The organism is Herbiconiux sp. SALV-R1, assembly GCF_013113715.1.
GTDB lineage: Bacteria > Actinomycetota > Actinomycetes > Actinomycetales > Microbacteriaceae > Herbiconiux.
This window is the reverse complement of sequence record NZ_CP053344.1, coordinates 822,761-842,409: the sequence shown is the minus strand read 5'-3', so window position 1 is coordinate 842,409 and position 19,649 is coordinate 822,761. Positions and strand designations below refer to the sequence as shown.

Genomic DNA, 19,649 nt, shown 5'->3' with positions numbered 1-19,649 from the left:
TTCTATTCGGTGGTTCTGCGGGTGACCCTGCGCACGAAGTCGAGGGTCTGACGGAGGGCATCGTGCGCCTCGGGGCGGTCGAGGTGGAGGTGGTACTCGTGCGGCAGCGGGGGTTCGTGGTCGGCCGGCCAGAACAGGGTGGTGACGTCGATGCCGACGGCGCGCATCCGTTCGCTCATCGGCAGCGACTGGATGCTCGTGAGAGCGTCGCCGTTGCCGCCCGAGATGAAGACGGGCGGGAAGGGGGCGATCGGATGCTCGGAGTCGTCGCCGTCGGTGGATTCCGGGGTACGGCCGATGACGTCGATCGTCGACATGGTGCTCGCGGCGCCGCTGTGCGACCAGTCCTTCTCGCCGGTGAGTGCCCAGAGTGCCGCCTTGAAGCCCCAGCCGGCGATGCCGTGCACGTCGGCCATGGCGGCGATGTCGTAGACGCCGCACTGGAGGACGACGCCGCGCAGCTGCTCGGGGCGGAGGGAGGCGCGCAGGCCCAGGGCCCTGGCGTACTCGGGGTCGACGGTGAGGGCCGCGAGCTGGCTGGCCAGCTGCGCACCCGCCGAGTCGCCGGCGAGCACGATGCGCTCGGGGTCGATGCCGAGCTCGGCGGCGTGCTCGGTGAGGTGGCCGAGTGCTTCGTCGAGCTGGCGCACGGCCGTGGGGTACCTGGCCTCGGGCGCGACGGTGTAGTCGAGGGCGACGGCGGCGTAACCCGCTGCCGCGAGGTGCTCGAGGTAGGGGACGTTGTCGGCGGCGAAACCTGAGATCCAGGCGCCCCCGTGCACCCACACGACGACGGGCAGCGCCTCGTCGCGCGGGTGGCCCGCGGGGAGCACGAGGTCGAAGGTGGGCGCCCCGGCGTGGGTGTAGGGGATGCCGGTGGTGACCTCGACCGCACGGGCAGGCGGGTGCCGCCGCAGCTGCGCGGTGTTGCTCACCGCCCCGCGCTCGAACGCCTTGCGGATGACGAGCACCGACGGCCACGGCGTCGCCCGCAGCACGACCGCGACGGCGCCCGCGACCGCAGCGAGGGCACCCGCCGCGACGGCAAGCCGCTTCACCACACTCATCGCGAGGTGCCGCCCGTCAGGAGGCGGGGTCGCCGGCGGCGGCCTCGGGGGCGTCGCCCTCGATGTCCTCGACGGTCTCCACCTCGGTGGTGGGGGCCAGGGCCGAGGGGCCTTGGGTGACGAGGAGCGCGAACTCGGCGGCGTCGATGATGCGGAGGCCGAGCGCCTCGGCTTTTGTGAGCTTCGAGCCGGCCCCGGGGCCGGCGGCCACGAAGTCGGTCTTCTTGCTGACGCTCGAGGCCGCCTTGCCGCCCGCCTGGATGATCGCTTCGAGCGCGCCCTCGCGGGTGAAGCCCTCGAGCGAGCCGGTGGCCACCACGGTGACACCCTCGAGCACGCCGCCCGCACCTACCGCTGCGCCGGGGCCCGGGTGACCCGGGGTCGTGAACTGCACACCCGCCGCGGCCCACCGCTCGATGATCTCGACGTGCCAGTCGACCTCGAACCAGGCGATGAGGGCGTCGGCGATGATGCCGCCGACGCCGTCGACGGCGGCGAGCTCGTCGCGGCTCGCGGCGCGGATGGCGTCCAGCGAGCCGAAGTAGTCGGCGAGCGCACGGGCGGCGACCGGCCCCACGTGCCTGATGCTGAGCGACACGAGCATGCGCCACAGCGGCTTCGTCTTCGCCTTCTCGATCTCGTCGAGCAGCTTGATCGCGTTCGACGACGGCACGAACTCCTCGTCGCCCGCGAAGTCGGCCCCCATGGCCTCGGGGTCGTACGGCGGGTCGGACTTCTGCCGCTTACGACGGAACGGCGCGACGACCTTCGGCGACGACCCGTCTTTGTCGAGCTTCTCGAGCCCGGTCTCGGAGTCGCGCACCACGACACGGATGGGGAACAGGTCTTCCATAGTGAGCGAGAACAGACCCGCCTCGGTGACGAGCGGCGGCACCTCGGGCTCGAGCGGCTGCGTGAGGGCGGCGGCGCTCACCTCGCCGAGCACCTCGATGTCCATCGCACCCCGCGAGCCGACGTGCTCGACGCGCCCGCGCACCTGGGCCGGGCAGCTGCGCGCGTTGGGACAGCGCAGATCGACGTCGCCCTCCTTCGCCGGCGCGAGCTTCGTGCCGCACGACGGGCAGTTCTCGGGCATCACGAAGGGGTACTCGCTGCCGTCGCGGAGCTCCACCACCGGGCCGAGCACCTCGGGAATCACGTCGCCCGCCTTGCGCAGCACGACCGTGTCGCCGATGAGCACGCCCTTCGCCTTCACCACGTCTTGGTTGTGCAGCGTGGCCTGCCGCACCTCCGACCCGGCGACCTCCACCTTCTCCATCACCGCGAACGGTGTGGCGCGCCCGGTGCGCCCCACGCTCACCACGATGTCGAGCAGTTTCGTGTTGACCTCTTCGGGCGGGTACTTGAAGGCGGTCGCCCAGCGCGGAGCACGGCTGGTGGCCCCGAGCTCGTCGTGCAGCGCGAGGTCGTCGACCTTCACCACGATGCCGTCGATCTGGTGCTCCACCGACGCCCGATGAGCACCGTAGTAGCGGATGAACTCGGCCACCTCTGCGACCGTGTCGAACACCTTGAAGTGGGTCGAGGTGGGCAGCCCCCACTCCGCGAGCAGCCCGTACACCTCCGACTGCGCCGACACGGGCGGGTTCGGCCACGCCCCGATGCCGTGCACGAGCATCCGCAGCGCCGAGAGGCGGGCGTTCACGAGGGCGAGCTGCTTCTCGTTCTTGCCCTCGCTCTTCTGCCGCAGCGAGCCCGCCGCGGCGTTGCGCGGGTTCGCGAACACACGCTCGCCCGCAGCCTCCTGAGCGGCGTTGAGGTCGTCGAAGGCGGCGACCGGGAAGAAGATCTCGCCGCGCACCTCGACCAGCGGCGGATGCCCCGACCCCGCGAGCCTCGACGGGATGGAGGCGATTTTCAGCACGTTGTCGGTGACGTCTTCGCCCACCACACCGTCGCCGCGGGTGGCGGCGGTGACGAGCACGCCGTTCTCGTACCGCAGGTTGATGGCGAGCCCGTCGATCTTCAACTCGCTGAGGAAGCGCACCGTCGACGACCCGGAGTCGCGCACGACCTTCGCGGCCCACTCGTCGAGCTCCTCCTCGCTGAACACGTTGTCGAGACTCAGCATGCGTTCGGCGTGCGTGACGGGCGTGAACATGGTGGTGACGGCCCGGCCGCCCACGGTCTGGGTGGGGCTGTCGTGCGACTGCAGCTCCGGATGCGCTCGCTCGAGCTCGTCGAGGCGCCGCACCATGAGGTCGTACTCCTGGTCGGAGACCGTGGAGGCGTTGTTCTCGTAGTACTCGTCGCGCAGCTCGAGGATGCGCGAGGTGAGCTGCTCGGCCTCGGCCTTCGCCGCCTCGAGATCGCTGGGCGTCTCGCTCGGCAGCGCCTCGCCCGAAGCCGCGCCTACGCCCGCGGCGCCCGCCCCGCGCCCACCCCGCGCCATCAGCCCGCCACCCCGACGGGCACGGCGCTCACCGTGCGATCGATGGTGCACTGGCCCAGCACTCGCGTGCCCACGTAGACGACCGCGGTCTGCCCGGGGGCCACTCCGTTCAGCGGCGTGACCGGGGTGATGACGAGTTCGGGGCCGTCGGCGCCCTCGCTCACCCGCGCGACAGCTTCGACCGGGTCGGCGTGCGCCCTGATCTGCACCTCGCAGTCGAACTCCAGCTCGGGGTGCTCAGGTGCGAGCCCCGCCCAGGTGAACCGCGACCCCGCGATCTCGGCGATGTCGAGCGCCTCCTTCGGCCCCACCACGACCTCGCGCGTGACCGGCCGCACCTCGAGCACGAAGCGCGGCTTGCCGTCGGGCGCAGGGGTGCCGAGCTTGAGACCGCGGCGCTGCCCCACCGTGAAGGCGTGCGCGCCCTCGTGCGACCCCACGACGGAACCCTCCCGATCGAGGATCGGGCCCGGCGCCGTGCCCACCTTGTCGGCGAGCCAACCGCTCGTGTCTCCGTCGGGGATGAAGCAGATGTCGTGGCTGTCGGGCTTGTTCGCCACCGAGAAGCCGCGCGCCGCGGCCTCGGCCCTGATCTCGGCCTTCGACGGCGTCGCGCCCAGAGGGAACAGGCAGTGCTCGAGCTGCTCGGCGGTGAGCACCCCCAAGACGTACGACTGGTCTTTCGCCCACGCCGCCGCGCGGTGCAGTTCGCGGTTGCCCCGCGCATCCGTCGTCAGGGTGGCGTAGTGGCCCGTCGCCACCGCGTCGAAACCGAGGTCGAGGGCCTTCTCGAGGAGGGCCGCGAACTTGATGCGCTCGTTGCACCGCATGCAGGGGTTGGGGGTGCGGCCGGCGGAGTACTCGGCGATGAAGTCGTCGACCACGTCGGCCTTGAAGCGCTCGGAGAAGTCCCACACGTAATAGGGGATGCCGATCTTGTTGGCGGCACGCTGCGCATCCATCGAGTCTTCGATGGTGCAGCAGCCGCGGCTGCCGGTGCGCAGGGTGCCCGGCATGCGGCTGAGCGCCAGGTGCACCCCCACCACCTCGTGGCCGGCGTCGACCGCGCGCGCCGCCGCCACGGCGGAGTCGACGCCACCGCTCATCGCTGCGAGAACCTTCATGCCGTCCAGCATACGTGCGGCCACCGACAGCGGGACGGGGGCTATCGTCGGCCCCCGCAGACGATGCGACGACACGACGCGACCCGGTCTCTTCACACGGTGGTTCGGGGATTCCCTCAGCGTGCGGGTGCACAATGAGTGCGATGTCAGCACTGCTCGAGCCGCCCCGCCAGGCCGCACCGCAGAGTGCGCGCCGCCGACCTCGCGCCCGCACGGGTCTCGCCATCCTGGTGACCGTTCTGGCTCTGCTCCTCGCGGGGCTGCTGGCCTTCCACCGCTTCCTCCCCGACCTGTTCGGGGCCGGGCTGCTCATCGATTCCGCGCTCCCCTGGTTCGGGCTCGCGATTCCCGTGGTCTTCATCGCGGCGCTGGTGAGCCGCAGCAAGGCGGCGATCGGCTCGGCGCTCGCCTCTGCGCTGGTCTGGGCCGTGCTCTTCGTGCCCGCGATCGTGCCGCTGTCGTGGAGCGCACCCACCGCATCCGACACCACCCTCACGGTGGCGAGCCAGAACGTGGAGGACGGATCGGGCACCGCCGCCGAGTCGGCGAGCGCTCTCGCCGCGACCGGCGCCCAGGTGATCGCGCTGCAGGAGATGGACGCCGGCGCGCGCGAGCAGGTCGAGGCCGTGCTCTCGGAGAGCCACCCCTATTCCTACGGCATCGGCACGGTGGGCATGTGGAGCACGTATCCGATCGAGAACGCGCAGGCGCTCGACCTCGGGCTCGGCTGGCAGCGCGGCATCGCGGCCGACCTCTCGACCCCGACCGGAGCGGTGAGCATCTACGTGGTGCACCTCGCCTCGGCGCGCCCGGGAGACCACGCCACGCGCGACGAGATGCTCGCGAACCTCGCCGACTTCGTGCCGCGCGACGAGAACGAGCGGCTCATCATGGTGGGCGACTTCAACGCGGGCTCGTCAGACCGCAACCTCACGGGGCTCACCGATCAGCTCCGCGAGCCGAACCAGAACGGCGGCGGCTTCGGCTTCACCTGGCCCGCGTCGGCTCCCGTCACGCGGCCCGACCACCTGCTGCAGCGCGGCATGGACGTGGTCTCGAACGAGACCATGCGGGCCGGCGACTCCGACCACCTCGCGCTCGTCACGACGCTCAACCTCTGAGCGAGCCGCCGCAGCCCAGTCGCGGCCCGGCCCCTCACACCACCCGATCCGCGAACCCCGCCTTGCGCGCCGCCGCGTACGCGGCCGGCAGCGCCGCCACAAGCGCGTCGACCTCCGCCTCCGTCGTGCCGTGCCCGAGCGTGAACCGCAGCGCGCCGCGGGCCTCCGCCTCCGGCACCCCCATCGCCGTCAGCACGTGCGAGACCTCCGGCACCCCGGCCTGGCAGGCCGACCCGGTCGACACCGAGAACCCCGCCATGTCGAGCAGGAACAACAGCGAGTCGCCCTCGCACCCCGGAAAGGTGACGTGCGCGTTGCCCGGCAGCCGCCCCTCGGGCGACGGGTCGCCCCGCAGCACCGCCTCGGGCACCGCCTCCCGCACGCCGGCCACGAGCCGGTCGCGCAGCGCGGCGAGCCCTACCAGAAACCCATCAGAAGACAGTGACCCCGAAGCACCAGACCCGACAGCCGCCGGCACCCCCCGCGCCGCCGCCGCGAACCCCACCGCTCCCGCCACGTCTTGCGTGCCCGACCGCACCCGCTGCTGGTTCCCGCCGTGGATGAGCGGCTCCACTTCACTCCGCCGCCCCACCACCAGCGCCCCGATGCCCACCGGCCCGCCGATCTTGTGCGCGGACACGCTCAGCACGGCGGCCCCCACCGCGCCGAAGTCGATCGGCAGGTAGCCGTACGCCGCCACCGCGTCGAGGTGCACCGGCACCCCGAACCGCTCCGCCACCGCCACGAGCTCGGCCACCGGCTGCACGGTGCCCACCTCGTTGTTGGCCCAGAGCAGCGTCACCAGAGCGACGGATGCTCCGTGCACCGCCAACGCCTCCTCCAGTACCGAAGGCAGCAGCCGCCCCACCTCGTCAACGCGCAGCGAGACGACACGCGCCCCTTCGTGCCGCTCCAGCCACTCGACGGCATCGACGGTGGCGTGGTGCTCGCCGCCCGGCAGCAGCACGACGGGCCGGGCCGCGTCCTTCTGCCGTGCCCAGTAGAGCCCCTTCACCCCGAGGTTGATCGACTCCGTGCCGCCCGAGGTGAAGACGACCTCGATCGGCTCGGCCCCGAGCGAGGCCGCGACCACCTCGCGGGCTTCCTCGAGCATCCGTTTCGCCTGCTGCCCCTGCGAGTGGATCGACGACGGGTTGCCCACCAGCCCCAGGGCGTCGACGTAGGCGTCGCGTGCCGCGGGGAGCATCGGCGTGGTGGCCGCGTGATCGAGATAGACGGGCATGATCCTCAAGGACGATCGGGGTGTGGAACCGATTACAGACGTGTGCGACGGTGCAACTACTCTATGTCTCATGACTCAGGCCGACCCCCTCGCCCGCCTCGGTGTTCGCCAGACCTCGAGCGGCGGCGAGCTCAGGGTGTGGTCGGCCACGGCGACCAGTATCGAGCTCTGTCTCTACGACCACAAAGACCCCAACTGGGTCTACAAGACGGTGCCCCTCACCAAGGATGCGAACGACGTCTGGTCGTGCCGCACCCGCAGTCTCGTTCCCGGTCGCCGCTACAGCCTGAAGGTCGACGGGCCCGACGGCCCGCAGAACGCCTTCGACCCGAGCCTCCCCCTGCTCGACCCCTACGCGAAGGGGCTCGCGCGCACCGGGCACGAGCAGTGGCGGAGCGTCGTCGTCGACGAGGAGTTCAACTGGAACGGCGTGACCAAGCCGAACACGCCCCTCGACCACACCGTCGTGTACGAGGCCCACGTGAAGGGCCTGTCGAAGATCAACACGCGCATCCCCGAGAACCTGCGCGGCACCTACGCGGGCCTCGCGCACGAGAAGAGCATCGGGTACCTCAAGAGCCTCGGCGTCACCGCCGTGCAGCTTCTGCCGGTTCACGCCTTCGTCTCCGAGCAGCGGCTGATGAAGCAGGGGCTCACGAACTACTGGGGCTACAACACGCTCGGCTTCTTCGCCCCGCACCCCCTCTACGCCTCGAAGGCCGCGCAGGCCGAGGGCCCCGGCGCGGTGCTGCGCGAGTTCAAGGGCATGGTGAAGCTGCTGCACGAGGCCGGGCTCGAGGTGTTCCTCGACGTGGTGTACAACCACACCGCCGAAGAGGGGCGGATGGGCCCGACCACGAGCTTCCGCGGCATCGACAACGCCCACTACTACCGGCAGACCGCGCAGGGCGACTACGTCGACGTCACCGGATGCGGCAACTCGGTGAACACCTCGGTCGAGGCCGTGGCGCGGCTCGTGCTCGACTCGGTGAAGTACTGGGCCGATGAGGTGCAGATCGATGGGTTCCGCTTCGACCTCGCCGCCACGCTGGGGCGGAACGCCGACCACTACTACGACAACCAGCATCCGCTGCTCACCGCGCTCGTGAACGACCCCGAGCTGGCGGGCGTGAAGATGATCGCCGAGCCGTGGGACGTGGGCATGGGCGGGTGGCAGACCGGCAACTTCCCGGCCGGGTGGTCGGAGTGGAACGACCGGTTCCGCGACCGGATGCGCAAGTTCTGGCTGCGCGACATCAAGTCGATCCGCGAGAACGGCAACCCGGGCGACGGGGTCGGGATGCTCGCCACCCGCATCGCAGGATCGTCGAACACCTTCGCGCAGCAGCGCGGCCCGCTGGCCTCGATCAACTTCGTGACGGCGCACGACGGCTTCACGCTCGCCGACCTCACCGCCTACAACGTCAAGCACAACGTGGGCAACGGCGAGGCCAACCGCGACGGCACCGACAACAACATGTCGTACAACCACGGCATCGAGGGCCCCACCACGTCGCGCACGATCGAGCAGGCGCGGCGCCGCGCGATGCGCAACCTCATGGGCACGCTGCTGCTCTCGGCCGGGGTGCCCATGATCACCGCCGGCGACGAGTTCGGGCGCTCGCAGAAGGGCAACAACAACGCCTACTGCCACGACTCCGAGCTCACCTGGATCAGCTGGGACAGGCGCACCTGGCAGAAAGACCTGTGGCGCACCACCCAGCACCTGCTGCGGGTGCGGCGCGAGAACTCCGCGCTGCGGCCCGTGCGCTACGGGGTGTTCGGCGAGCGCACCCCGAGCTCGAGCCAGATGGACTGGTACGACGCCGCCGGCGAGTCGATGTCGATCAGCGACTGGAACTCCCCCGAGAACCGCACGCTGCAGTACGTGGCGGCGTCGACGCCGGAGCACGAGGAGTTCAACCGCATCCTCACCGTCATCCACGGCGTCGAGTCGCCCATCGACATCACGCTGCCCGTTCACGACGGCGTCGAGGCCTACGAGCTGCTCTGGGACTCCTCGGTCGACGTGCCCGAGACCCACCACCACGACGCCCCCCTCCCGCGCTTCGCGCCGGGCGAGGTGGTGTCGGTGGCGGCGGCCTCGCTGCAGCTCTACCGCGCCGTGTGAGCTGCGGCCGGGGCCGTGCTGCGCGCGGCTCCGGCCGGCCGCGCCGGTCCTCGCCCGGCGCGGCGCGACATGTGAGTGGGCGGTCGCTGGCGCGGCCACCCACTCACCTTGGGTCGTCTGAGCGCGGCCCGCAGCTGTGCCGCGTCTACCGCCGCCCTGCCGACGCTGTGGCCGCGCGGGCGCGGCCGGCGGGGAGGGCTAGGGCGGTGAGAGCGGCGGCGAGGAGGGCGGCGGCGCCGACCCAGATGGCGGGGATGGCGGCGTCGACGTAGCCGGTGGGGGTGAAGCTGCCGCCCGCGCCGGTGAAGACGGCGGTGAGCACCGCGATGCCAAGGGCCACACCGATCTCGCGGAGCGTCGAGTTGGTGCCGGAGGCCTTCGCGTTGTCGTCGGCCGACATGTTCGCCAGAACCGCCGTCGACGAGGGCGCGAAGACGAGTCCCATGCCGACTCCCGCGAACACGAACGCCGGAACCAGCGCCGCGTAGTCGAGCGTCGTCGACAGGGTGAGTGCGAGCCACCCCACCCCGGCGGCCTGCAGCAGCAGCCCCGCCACGATGAGCGCGCGGGTGCCCACCCGCGACGCGACGAGCCCCGCCAGCGGCGCCACCACCATCGGCGCGAGCGTCCACGGCATGGTCATGACTCCTGCCTCGAGCGGTGTCGCCCCGCCCACGATCTGCAGGTACTGGATGAGGATGAACACCGATCCGAAGATGCCGAAGCTGAAGACGAGCCCCACCACGTTCGCCACCGAGAAGCTGCGGTCGCGGAAGAGCCGCAGCGGCAGCAGCGGGTTCGGCACCCGCCGCTCCCACAGGATGAACGCCACCAGCAGCAGCGCACCGAGCGCGAGTGTGCCGGTCACCTCGAGGCTCCCCCAGCCCGCGTCGTTGCCGCGCACGATGCCGTAGACCACGGCGAGCACTCCGCCGCCCGCGAGCAGCACCCCGAGCAGGTCGGCCCGCAACCGCGCACCGAACGAGTTCGGCAGGGCGATCAGGACCAGCGGAATGCTCAGGATGCCCACGGGCACGTTGAGCCAGAAGATCGCGTCCCAGCTCCAGCCCTGGATGACCGCCCCGCCGATGAGTGGACCGAGCGCCACACCGAGCCCCGAGATGCCACCCCAGATGCCGATGGCGAGCGGGCGCATCCGCTCGCTCACCGAACCGACCAGGAGCGTCAACGACAGCGGCATGAGTGCTGCCGCGCCGAGACCCTGCACGGCGCGGGCGGCGATGAGCATCCACGGCTCGAGGGCCATCGCGCAGAGCGCCGAGGCGACGGTGAACAGGGCGATGCCCGCCAGGAACACGTGGCGGCGACCCAGGCGGTCACCCAAGGCGACGGCCAGAAGCATGAAGGTGGCGAAGCTCAGGGTGTACGCGTTCACGAACCACTGCAGCTGCTCGACCGAGGCGTCGAGCTCGCGGCCCAGCACGGGCAGGGCGCTGGTGACGACGAGGTTGTCGAGGGTGGCCATGAACATGGGCACCGAGGCGGCGACGACGGCGAGCCACACCGGGATGCGGCGGCGAGCGCCCGGCCTCGCCGGGGTAGCAGAAGCCGGCGACGCCGGCGGGGAATCGATGAGAGCCATGGAAACTCCTTCGGAAGTCAGTGGTAATCGAATGATTACTTAGCAGCACGATAAGTAATCGGCTGATACCATGTCAAGTGTGAGCGAGAAGAAGACGAGGATGCCCGCCGACGAGCGCCGCGAGCTCATCCTCGACGCCGCGACCGCCGTCTTCGGCGACGCCGGGTACTACGGCGCGACGACGGACGCCGTGGCCCGCGCCGCCGGCGTGAGCCAGCCCTACGTGGTGCGCATGTTCGGTACCAAGGAGCAGCTCTTCCTCGACGTGCTGGGCCGCGGGCTCGAGCGCATCTTCGCGGCCTTCCGCGAGGCCATCGCGGGTGACCCCCAGGTGCCGCTCGAGCGGCGCCTCGGCCTCGCTTACTTCGAGCTGACCGCCGACCGCGGCATCCTGCTCTGCCTCATGCACGCCTTCGCGCTCGGCGCCGACCCGGTGATCGGCCCCGCCGCCCGCTGCGGGTTCCTCGACGTGTACCGCCTGCTGCGCGACGAGGCCGGCATGACGCCCGAGCAGGCGAACGGGTTCCTCGCCGGCGGCATGCTCGCCAACGTGGTGCTCGGCGTGCGCATGTTCGACGACTTCGAGACCGACCCCGACGTGCGGGAGCTCATGACCTCGGTCTTCCCTGAGAAGCTCGACCTCGTGCGCGCCTCGCACCCGCCCGTGCGCACTGGCGCGCCACCCCGCGCCTAGCGGGGGCGTCGGTCGCGAGCAGGCGGCCGCGACCTCAGTGCGCGACGGCGATCAGCCCGAGCTCGGCGGGCGACGCGAGGTTCGCGTGCTTCGGCACGACGCGCACCGTGTACCCGAATGAACCCGCCCGCGCGAGCTCGACCGTGCCCGAGTACACGTAGTCGCCGCCCGCCTCCGACGAAGACGAAGACGAGGACGTCGAAGACGACGGCGTCGACGTGGTCAGCTCCACCGTCGCCGCGTCGGAGATGTCGTCGCCGTGCACCGCGTGCCCGTAGACCACCTCGACCGCCACGTCGTGCGGGGTGAGCCCGTCGAGCCCGACGTGGGCGCGCACGTGCAGCACGTCGCCCACCTGCGGGGTGTCGTCGAGCCCGCCCGACTCGACGTGGTTCACCGAGACGCCCGACCAGGCAGCGCGTACGCGCTCCTTCCAGAGCGACAGCTCGCGCGCCGCCTCGTGGTCGTCGGCGGTCATGGCGCGCTCCGCCTCGGCGGCGGGCACGTAGAGCCGCTCGACGTACTCGCGCACCATGCGCTCGGCGCTGAGCTCGGGCGACAGGGTGGCGAGCGTGTGGCGGATGGACTGCATCCAGTGCTCCGGGATGCCGTCGGCGTCGCGGTCGTAGAAGCGCGGCGCCACCTGGTTCTCGAGCAGGTCGTAGAGCGCCTCGGCCTCGAGGGCGTCGCGCTCCTCTCCGTCACCCGCGGAGTCGGCGGTGGGGATGGCCCAGCCGTCCTCGCCGTCGTAGTACTCGGCCCACCAGCCGTCGAGGATGGAGAGGTTGAGCCCGCCGTTCAGCGCCGCCTTCATGCCCGAGGTGCCGCAGGCCTCGAGCGGGCGCAACGGGTTGTTGAGCCACACGTCGGTTCCCGGGTAGAGCAGCTGCGCCATGCCGATGTCGTAGTTCGGCAGGAAGACGATGCGCTGCCGCACCTCGGGGTCGGAGGCGAACTGCACGAACTTCTGGATGAGCCGCTTGCCCTCCTCGTCGGCCGGATGCGACTTCCCGGCCACCACGAACTGCACCGGCCGATCGGGGTTCAGCAGAATCGACTTCAGCCGCACGGGGTCGTGCAGCATGAGGGTGAGGCGCTTGTAGGTCGGCACCCGGCGGGCGAAGCCGATCGTGAGCACCTGCGGGTCGAGCAGCCCCTGGTACCACGCGGGCGGGATGCTGTCGGGGTTCTGCTCGCGCCACGCCTCCGTCACGCGCCGGCGCGCGTCGTGCACGAGCTGGCGGCGCATGTCGCCGCGCACCGCCCAGAGCTCGGCGTCGGTGACGGCGTCGGAGGCCCAGTCGGCGGTGGTGGTGTCGCCCGTGCCGAGCTTCGTGCGGGCGAGCTCCTGCAGGAGAGGGTCCGTCCAGGTGGGGGCGTGCACGCCGTTGGTCACGGAGGTGATCGGCACATCCGCCTTGTCGAATCCCGGCCAGAGCCCGGCGAACATGCCGCGACTCACGTCGCCGTGCAGCTTCGAGACGCCGTTGGCGCGCTGCCCGAGGCGCAGCCCCATCACGGCCATGTTGAACACCTCGGAGGAGCCGCCCTCGTAGTCCTCTGCGCCGAGCGCGAGCACCGACGAGACCTCGAGCCCCGGCAGCATGTCGGTCGAGAAGTAGCGTTCGACGAGCGAGCGCTCGAAGCGGTCGATGCCGGCGGGCACCGGGGTGTGCGTGGTGAACACCGTGCCGGCCCGCACGACCTGGAGCGCTTCGTCGAAGGAGAGGCCGCCGCCGATGAGGTTCGAGATGCGCTCGAGCCCCTGGAACCCGGCGTGCCCCTCGTTGGTGTGGTACACCTCGGGCATCGGCGAATCGGTGAGCTCGGCGAGCACCTCGAGCGCGCGCACGCCGCCGATGCCGAGCAGCAGCTCCTGGAGCAGGCGGTGCTCGCCACCCCCGCCGTAGAGCCGGTCGGTGACGCTGCGGAGGTCGTCGTCGTTGTCGGGGATGTCGGTGTCGAGCATGAGCAGCCGCACCCGGCCCACCTGCGCCTGCCAGATGCGGGCGTAGAGAGCGCGCCCGCCGGGGAGGGCGAGCACGATCTGCGCGGCGGTGCCGTCGGCCTGGCGCAGCACCGACAGCGGCAGGCCGTCGGGGTCGAGCACCGGGTAGCTCTCCTCCTGCCAGCCGTCGCGCGAGATGGCCTGCGAGAAGTAGCCCGAGCGGTAGAACAGGCCCACACCGATGATGGGCACGCCGAGGTCGGAGGCGGCCTTGAGGTGGTCGCCGGCGAGGATGCCGAGTCCGCCGGAGTACTGCGGGAGGGCTGCGGCGATACCGAACTCGGGCGAGAAGTACCCGATGCTGCCGGGGCGCGGACCCTCCAGACCCTGGTACCAGCGCGGTTCGGTGAGGTAGGCGTTCAGGTCGTCGCGGAGGCTGTTCGCCCAGGCGACGAAGCCGGGGTCGGCGGCGAGCTGCTCGAGCCGCTCCGGCCGCACGGCGCCGAGCAGGGCCACCGGGTCGCCGAGGGTGGCCTTCCAGTCGTCGGGCGAGATGTGGGCGAAGATCTGCCGGGTGGGCTCGTGCCATGCCCACCGGAGGTTCGCCGCGAGTTCGCCGAGCGCTCCCAACGACTCGGGAAGCACGGAACGGACGGTGAATCTGCGAATTGCCTTCACGCTGGTGACTCCTTCAGGAACGGTGTGCCCGATCGACCCCGCCAGCCTAGGCCAGGTGCGTTTCGGCCGGGTGAACAGCATCCTTCGCACCGTTGCAGCCCCGCACGGAGTGGGTAGGGTCTGAGGTGTGGCAGCCACGCGAAAGAAATCTGCATCCGCTCCGGTCGTGAAGCCGGTCGCACCTCCACTCGAGCCGGAGACGAGCGCCGAGCCCGAACAGGCCGCCGAGCCGAACCAGGCCGTCGAGCCCCAGCAGCCGTTCGAGCCCGAGATCGGCCGCATCCCCATCATCGACGTGTTCCCGCAGGTCGACGGCGGGCGTTGGGCTGCGAAGGGCTTCGTCGGCGAGGTCATCCCGTTCGGTGCGACGGTGTTCCGCGAGGGCCACGACGCCGTCGGTGCCCACCTCGAGCTCGGGGCCCCCGACGGCACCGTCACCGACCGGCCGCTCACCCGCACCTTCAGCTGGGCCGACGAGTGGACGACCCTCGCCCAGGTGACCTCCGAGGGCTCGTGGCGCTTCCGCATCCGCGCGTATTCCGACGACTACGCCACCTGGGAGCACAACGCCTCGGTGAAGATCGCCGCCGGCATCGACGTCGAGCTCATGCTCGCCATCGGCGAGCAGCTGTTCGCCCGGCTCGCCGCGGAGCCCGAGCGCGACGCCACCGACCGCGAGCTGTTCGCCCGGGTCGCCACCTCGCTTGGCCAGACGGCGGGCCCCGTACCCGAGCGTCTCGCTCCTGCCTACTCGACCGAGGTGACGGATGCGCTCCGCCGCACTCCTGCACAGAGCCTCGTGACGTACTCGGCCTGGCACCCGCTCCGCGTCGAGCGGGCCAGGGCGGGCGTCGGCGCCTGGTACGAGTTCTTCCCGCGTTCGGTGGGCGCCGTGCAGAACGACGACGGCAGCTGGACCAGCGGCACCTTCCGCACCGCCATCGACCGGCTGCCCGCCGTCGCGGCGATGGGCTTCGACGTGCTCTACCTGCCGCCCATCCACCCCATCGGCGAGGCGTTCCGCAAGGGCCGCAACAACACGCTCGACCCGAAGCCCGGCGACCCGGGGTCGCCCTGGGCGATCGGCGGTGAGGCCGGGGGTCACGACACGATCCACCCCGATCTCGGCACCGTCGACGACTTCACCGCCTTCCTCGCCGCGACGAAGGAGAACGGGCTCGAGCTCGCCCTCGACTTCGCGCTGCAGGCCTCGCCCGACCACCCCTGGGTGAAGGAGCACCCGGAGTGGTTCACGACCCTGCCCGACGGCTCGATCGCCTACGCCGAGAACCCGCCGAAGAAGTACCAGGACATCTACCCGATCAACTTCGACAACGACCCCGCGGGCATCCGCGCCGAGGCGCTGCGGGTGCTGGAGTACTGGATCTCGCTCGGCGTCACGATCTTCCGGGTCGACAACCCGCACACGAAGCCGCTGAACTTCTGGGAGTGGATCATCCACGAGGTGAACGCCGCGCATCCGGAGGTCATCTTCCTCGCCGAGGCGTTCACGCGCCCCGCGGCGATGCAGGGGCTCGCGAAGGTCGGCTTCCAGCAGTCGTACACGTACTTCACCTGGCGCAACACGAAGACCGAGATCGAGGAGTTCTTCACGGAGCTCGCCCACGACACCGCGGCCTTCTTCCGCCCCAACCTGTTCGTGAACACCCCCGACATCCTCACCGAGTACCTGCAGTTCGGCGGGGTGCCCGCCTACCGCATCCGTGCGGTGCTGGCGGCGACGGGGGCGCCCACCTGGGGCGTGTACTCCGGTTACGAGCTCATCGAGAACGTCGCGCGCCCCGGGGCCGAGGAGAACATCGACAACGAGAAGTACGAGTACAAGTCACGCGACTTCGCCGCCGCCGAGGCGGAGGGGCGCTCCATCGCGGGCGACATCACGCGGCTCAACGCGATCAGGCGCGCCCACCCCGCCCTCGGGCAGCTGCGCAACCTCCACGTGCACGGCAGCGACGACGACGCGATCGTGGTCTACTCCAAGCACCTCGCCGCCGAGTTCTCGCCCACGGGCGTCGCCGACACGATCATCGTCGTGGTGAACACCGACCCGCACTCGGCGCGGGAGACGACGGTGCACCTCGACCTCGCCAAGCTCGGCCTCGCGCCCGGTTCGACCTTCACGGTCACCGACCTCCTCGGCGACGGCGTCTGGGAGTGGTCGGAGCACGACTACGTGCGCCTCGACTCCTTCACCCAGCCCGCGCACATCCTCCACGTCACCCCCCAGGAAGGCGGCGCATCCTGATGCCCAGCCCCGACGGCTCCACCGCCCTCACCCTCCCCGAGATCCCGCTCGACGTGCTGCAGCGAGTCGCCGCCGGGTCGTACTACGACCCGCACGCGGTGCTCGGCCAGCACCTCGTGCACGCCGAGGGGGTGAGCGACCCGATCACGGTCATCCGCACCCTCCGCCCGCTCGCCGACGAGGTGAGCGCCGTGCTCTCGAACGGGGCGCGCGCCCAGCTCACCCACCTCTGGGGCGGCATCTGGCAGGGCTTCACGCTCACCGGACTCAACGACTACCAGATCGAGGCGCGCTACGCCGACGGCGCCGTCTGGACCGCCGACGACCCCTACCGCTACTCCCCCACCCTCGGCGAGGTCGACCTCCACCTCATCGGCGAGGGCCGGCACGAGAAGCTCTGGGAGGTGCTCGGCTCGCGGGTCGAGGAGAAATGGGGCGTCGACGCCGCCACGGCGGGCACCGCGTTCGCCGTGTGGGCGCCGCACGCCCAGGCGGTGCGCGTGATCGGCGACTTCAACGGATGGGACGGCGTGCGGCACGCCATGCGCAGCCTCGGCGGCACCGGTGTGTGGGAGCTGTTCATCCCGGGCCTCGGCGCCGGCAGCAACTACAAGTTCGAGATCCTCACGCAGGACGGGCGGTGGGTGCAGCGCGCCGACCCGATGGCGCGGTACACCGAGCGGCCCCCGCTCACCGCCTCGGTGATCGGCACCTCCTCGTACGAGTGGTCCGACGGCGACTGGATGCGCGCCCGGGCCTCGGTCGACCCCCACACCAGCCCGATGAGCGTCTACGAGATGCACCTCGGCTCGTGGAAGCCGGGGCTCGACTACCGCTCGCTCGCCGACGAGCTCATCCCCTACCTCGAGCACCTCGGCTTCACGCACGTGGAGTTCATGCCGCTCGCCGAGCATCCGTTCGGCGGGTCGTGGGGCTACCAGGTCACCTCCTACTACGCGCCCACCTCGCGGTTCGGGCACCCCGACGACCTGCGCTACCTCGTCGACCGGCTGCACCAGGCGGGCTTCGGCGTGCTCATGGACTGGGTGCCGGGGCACTTCCCCAAAGACGAGTGGGCGCTCGCCCGCTTCGACGGCGAGGCGTTGTACGAGCATCCCGACCCGCGTCGTGGCGAGCAGCCCGACTGGGGAACGCTGGTGTTCGACTTCGGCAACAGCAAGGTGCGCAACTTCCTCGTGGCGAACGCGCTGTACTGGCTCGAGGAGTTCCACATCGACGGACTGAGGGTCGACGCGGTGGCGTCGATGCTCTACCTCGACTACTCGCGCAAGGAAGGCGAGTGGATTCCGAACCAGTACGGCGGCCGCGAGAACCTCGAGGCGATCAGCCTGCTGCAGGAGGTCACGGCCACCGCGTACAAGACCAACCCGGGCATCGTCATGATCGCCGAGGAGTCGACCTCGTGGCCGGGCGTGACGCATCCGACCGATCGGGGCGGGCTCGGCTTCGGTATGAAGTGGAACATGGGGTGGATGCACGACACCCTCGGCTACATCTCCACCGACCCGATGTACCGGCAGTACCACCACGGTGAGATCACCTTCTCGTTCCTCTACGCGTTCAGCGAGAACTTCATGCTGCCGATCTCGCACGACGAGGTGGTGCACGGCAAGGGCTCGCTGCTGGCGAAGATGCCGGGCGACCACTGGCAGAAGCTCGCCAACCTGCGCGCCTACCTCGGCTTCATGTGGGCCCACCCGGGCAAGCAGCTGCTGTTCATGGGGCAGGAGTTCGGTCAGCCGTCGGAGTGGAGCGAGGAGCGGGGGCTCGACTGGTGGATCCTCGACCAGCCGGTGCACCAGCAGTTGCTCGGCCTGGTGTCGCGCCTCAACACGGTCTACAAGGAGAACCCGGCGCTCTGGACGCTCGACAACGAGCCGGCAGGGTTCGAGTGGATCGACGGCGGATCGTCGTCGCAGAACCTCGTGTCGTTCCTGCGGTGGGACTCCGCCGGGAACCCGATCGCGGTGCTCATGAACTTCTCGGGCCAGCCCGTGGGGCCCTACCGTGTGGGTCTGCCGTTCGGCGGTCGCTGGGACGAGCTGGTGAACACGGATGCTGTCGAGTACGGCGGTTCAGGCGTCGGCAACTACGGCTCGGTCGAGGCCGAGTACGTCCCCTGGTCGGGCCGCCCCGCCTCGGTCGAGCTCACCCTCCCCCCACTCGCCGCCCTCTACCTCCGCCCCCACAAGACCCAGTAGCGACGGTCGCGGCCCCTCGCCAGACACGGAGGTGCGGGGCCGAAAGCTGCGGGCCCTTCTCGACGAACCAGGGTGAGCGCGCGGCCGCGCCAGCGACCGCACGCGAACATGTCGCCCGGCGCCGGGCGAGGACCGGCGACGGCCGCAGGAGCCGCGCGCAGCACGGCCCCTGCGGGAACTAGTACAGCAGCGCCGCCAGGCGCCTGCGTGCTGCGGCGACGCGCGGGTCTTCGGCTCCGACGACCTCGAAGTACTCGAGGAGGCGGGTGCGGATGGCGGTCTTGGCGTCGGGGGTCTGGGTGGGGAAGAGGTCGAGGAGACGGCCGAAGGCGTCGTCGATGTGGCCGCCGGAGAGGTCGAGGTCGGCGACGAGCAGCTGGGCGTCGAGGTCGGTGGGGTTCTCGGCCGCGGCGGCGCGCACCTCGTCCATAGTCTTCCCGTCGAGGCGGGCGAGCAGGCTCACCTGGGCGAGCCCGGCGACCGCGAGGGCGTCGCGCGGGTTCTGCGCGATGGCGGTCTGGTACTCGGCGATGGCCGCCTGGTAGTCGCCGCGCTCGATCGCCTCGTAGGCCTCGGCGTGGTGCGGGGGCAGGGGTTCTTCGACCGGCGCCGCCTCGTCGCCGGCCGCAGCATCCGTGTCGCCCACGGGAACCGTGCCCGTGACCCCGTTCTGGGCGGCGAGCTGCAGCACCTGCTCGAGCACGGCACGCACCTCGTCTTCGGGGTAGGAGCCCTGGAACAGCGACACCGGGCGCCCGCCCACGATCGCGGCCACCGTCGGCACCGACTGCGCCTGGAAGGCCTGGGCGAGCTGCGGGTTCGCCTGCGCGTCGACGCCCACGAGCACGAGGCGCCCGCGGTACTCGGTGACGAGCTTCGTGAGCACGGCGGTGAGCTCGACGCTCGCCTCGGCCCAGTCGGCCTTGAGGTCGACGATGACGGGCACCGAGTTCGACAGCTCGATGATCTGCGTGAAGTTCGCGTCACTGCCCTCGATGACGAGCGACGGCACGCCGCCCGCCGCGGGCCCGCCCGCTCCCCCGCCGGCACCCGGCGCAGGTGCCGGGGTGTTGGCGCGGTTCACGAGCGACGACAGGTCGACGGCTCCGCGGAGGCTTCCTGCGGGGGGCGGGGGCATG

12 protein-coding genes are annotated in these 19,649 nt (G+C 70.9%); 5 read left to right on the top strand and 7 right to left on the bottom strand.

What is annotated here, in order from left to right; translation table 11 throughout:
* Nucleotides 1-2 precede the first annotated feature (2 nt).
* From HL652_RS04075 to mnmA, 3 genes are read right to left on the bottom strand one after another with little or no spacing between them, the layout of a single operon-like run.
* Entirely contained in the window at nucleotides 3-1,067 is a 1,065-nt protein-coding gene (locus HL652_RS04075) for an alpha/beta hydrolase (protein ID WP_171704109.1), read from the bottom strand.
* Nucleotides 1,068-1,083: 16 nt separating this feature from the next.
* Entirely contained in the window at nucleotides 1,084-3,480 is a 2,397-nt protein-coding gene (gene ligA / locus HL652_RS04070; protein ID WP_171704108.1) for an NAD-dependent DNA ligase LigA, read from the bottom strand.
* Complete coding sequence (gene mnmA / locus HL652_RS04065) at nucleotides 3,480-4,604, bottom strand: tRNA 2-thiouridine(34) synthase MnmA (RefSeq protein ID WP_171704107.1); 1,125 nt, start codon at nucleotides 4,602-4,604, stop codon at nucleotides 3,480-3,482. The genes ligA and mnmA overlap by 1 nt, the downstream gene beginning before the upstream one ends.
* Nucleotides 4,605-4,747: 143 nt before the next feature.
* Here mnmA and HL652_RS04060 point away from each other — a divergent pair, with 143 nt between their 5' ends.
* On the top strand, nucleotides 4,748-5,725 hold the full coding sequence (locus HL652_RS04060; protein ID WP_171704106.1) for an endonuclease/exonuclease/phosphatase family protein: 978 nt from the start codon (nucleotides 4,748-4,750) through the stop codon (nucleotides 5,723-5,725).
* 34 nt (nucleotides 5,726-5,759) lie between these two features.
* On the opposite strand, the gene HL652_RS04055 is transcribed toward HL652_RS04060, so the two are convergent.
* On the bottom strand, nucleotides 5,760-6,968 hold the full coding sequence (locus HL652_RS04055) for a cysteine desulfurase family protein (RefSeq protein WP_171704105.1): 1,209 nt from the start codon (nucleotides 6,966-6,968) through the stop codon (nucleotides 5,760-5,762).
* Between the two features lie 70 nt (nucleotides 6,969-7,038).
* Between HL652_RS04055 and glgX the strand changes: the two genes are divergently transcribed.
* Entirely contained in the window at nucleotides 7,039-9,099 is a 2,061-nt protein-coding gene (gene glgX, locus HL652_RS04050; protein ID WP_171704104.1) for a glycogen debranching protein GlgX, read from the top strand.
* Nucleotides 9,100-9,244: 145 nt separating this feature from the next.
* On the opposite strand, the gene HL652_RS04045 is transcribed toward glgX, so the two are convergent.
* Nucleotides 9,245-10,702, bottom strand: a complete 1,458-nt coding sequence (locus HL652_RS04045) for an MFS transporter (RefSeq protein ID WP_171704103.1) — start codon at nucleotides 10,700-10,702, stop codon at nucleotides 9,245-9,247.
* A gap of 70 nt (nucleotides 10,703-10,772) precedes the next feature.
* On the opposite strand from HL652_RS04045, the gene HL652_RS04040 reads away from it, so the two are divergent.
* On the top strand, nucleotides 10,773-11,396 hold the full coding sequence (locus HL652_RS04040) for a TetR/AcrR family transcriptional regulator (protein WP_171704102.1): 624 nt from the start codon (nucleotides 10,773-10,775) through the stop codon (nucleotides 11,394-11,396).
* 34 nt (nucleotides 11,397-11,430) lie between these two features.
* On the opposite strand, the gene glgP is transcribed toward HL652_RS04040, so the two are convergent.
* Nucleotides 11,431-14,022, bottom strand: a complete 2,592-nt coding sequence (gene glgP / locus HL652_RS04035) for an alpha-glucan family phosphorylase (RefSeq protein WP_171704101.1) — start codon at nucleotides 14,020-14,022, stop codon at nucleotides 11,431-11,433.
* Between the two features lie 127 nt (nucleotides 14,023-14,149).
* Here glgP and HL652_RS04030 point away from each other — a divergent pair, with 127 nt between their 5' ends.
* Together HL652_RS04030 and glgB are read left to right on the top strand one after the other, a co-directional pair.
* Nucleotides 14,150-16,288: a maltotransferase domain-containing protein gene (locus tag HL652_RS04030; protein WP_371743572.1), complete on the top strand. Its 2,139-nt coding sequence runs from the start codon at nucleotides 14,150-14,152 to the stop codon at nucleotides 16,286-16,288.
* Nucleotides 16,285-18,510 (top strand): 1,4-alpha-glucan branching protein GlgB, encoded by a 2,226-nt coding sequence (gene glgB / locus HL652_RS04025; RefSeq protein WP_253743810.1) that lies wholly within the window; start codon nucleotides 16,285-16,287, stop codon nucleotides 18,508-18,510. The genes HL652_RS04030 and glgB overlap by 4 nt, the downstream gene beginning before the upstream one ends.
* Nucleotides 18,511-18,688: 178 nt before the next feature.
* Here glgB and HL652_RS04020 read toward each other — a convergent pair whose 3' ends face one another.
* Nucleotides 18,689-19,648 carry a tetratricopeptide repeat protein gene (locus HL652_RS04020; RefSeq protein WP_171704099.1) on the bottom strand — a complete coding sequence of 320 codons (960 nt, stop codon included), beginning with the start codon at nucleotides 19,646-19,648 and terminating at the stop codon, nucleotides 18,689-18,691.
* Nucleotide 19,649: the final 1 nt, after the last annotated feature.

Coding starts and splice junctions, on each gene's coding strand:
- glgX (WP_171704104.1), top strand. CDS start 7,039: ATGACTCAGGCCGACCCCCTCGCCCGCCTCGGTGTTCGCCAGACCTCG.
- HL652_RS04075 (WP_171704109.1), bottom strand. CDS start 1,067: ATGAGTGTGGTGAAGCGGCTTGCCGTCGCGGCGGGTGCCCTCGCTGCG.
- HL652_RS04020 (WP_171704099.1), bottom strand. CDS start 19,648: ATGCCCCCGCCCCCCGCAGGAAGCCTCCGCGGAGCCGTCGACCTGTCG.
- ligA (WP_171704108.1), bottom strand. CDS start 3,480: ATGGCGCGGGGTGGGCGCGGGGCGGGCGCCGCGGGCGTAGGCGCGGCT.
- mnmA (WP_171704107.1), bottom strand. CDS start 4,604: ATGAAGGTTCTCGCAGCGATGAGCGGTGGCGTCGACTCCGCCGTGGCG.
- HL652_RS04045 (WP_171704103.1), bottom strand. CDS start 10,702: ATGGCTCTCATCGATTCCCCGCCGGCGTCGCCGGCTTCTGCTACCCCG.
- HL652_RS04040 (WP_171704102.1), top strand. CDS start 10,773: ATGTCAAGTGTGAGCGAGAAGAAGACGAGGATGCCCGCCGACGAGCGC.
- HL652_RS04055 (WP_171704105.1), bottom strand. CDS start 6,968: ATGCCCGTCTATCTCGATCACGCGGCCACCACGCCGATGCTCCCCGCG.
- HL652_RS04060 (WP_171704106.1), top strand. CDS start 4,748: ATGTCAGCACTGCTCGAGCCGCCCCGCCAGGCCGCACCGCAGAGTGCG.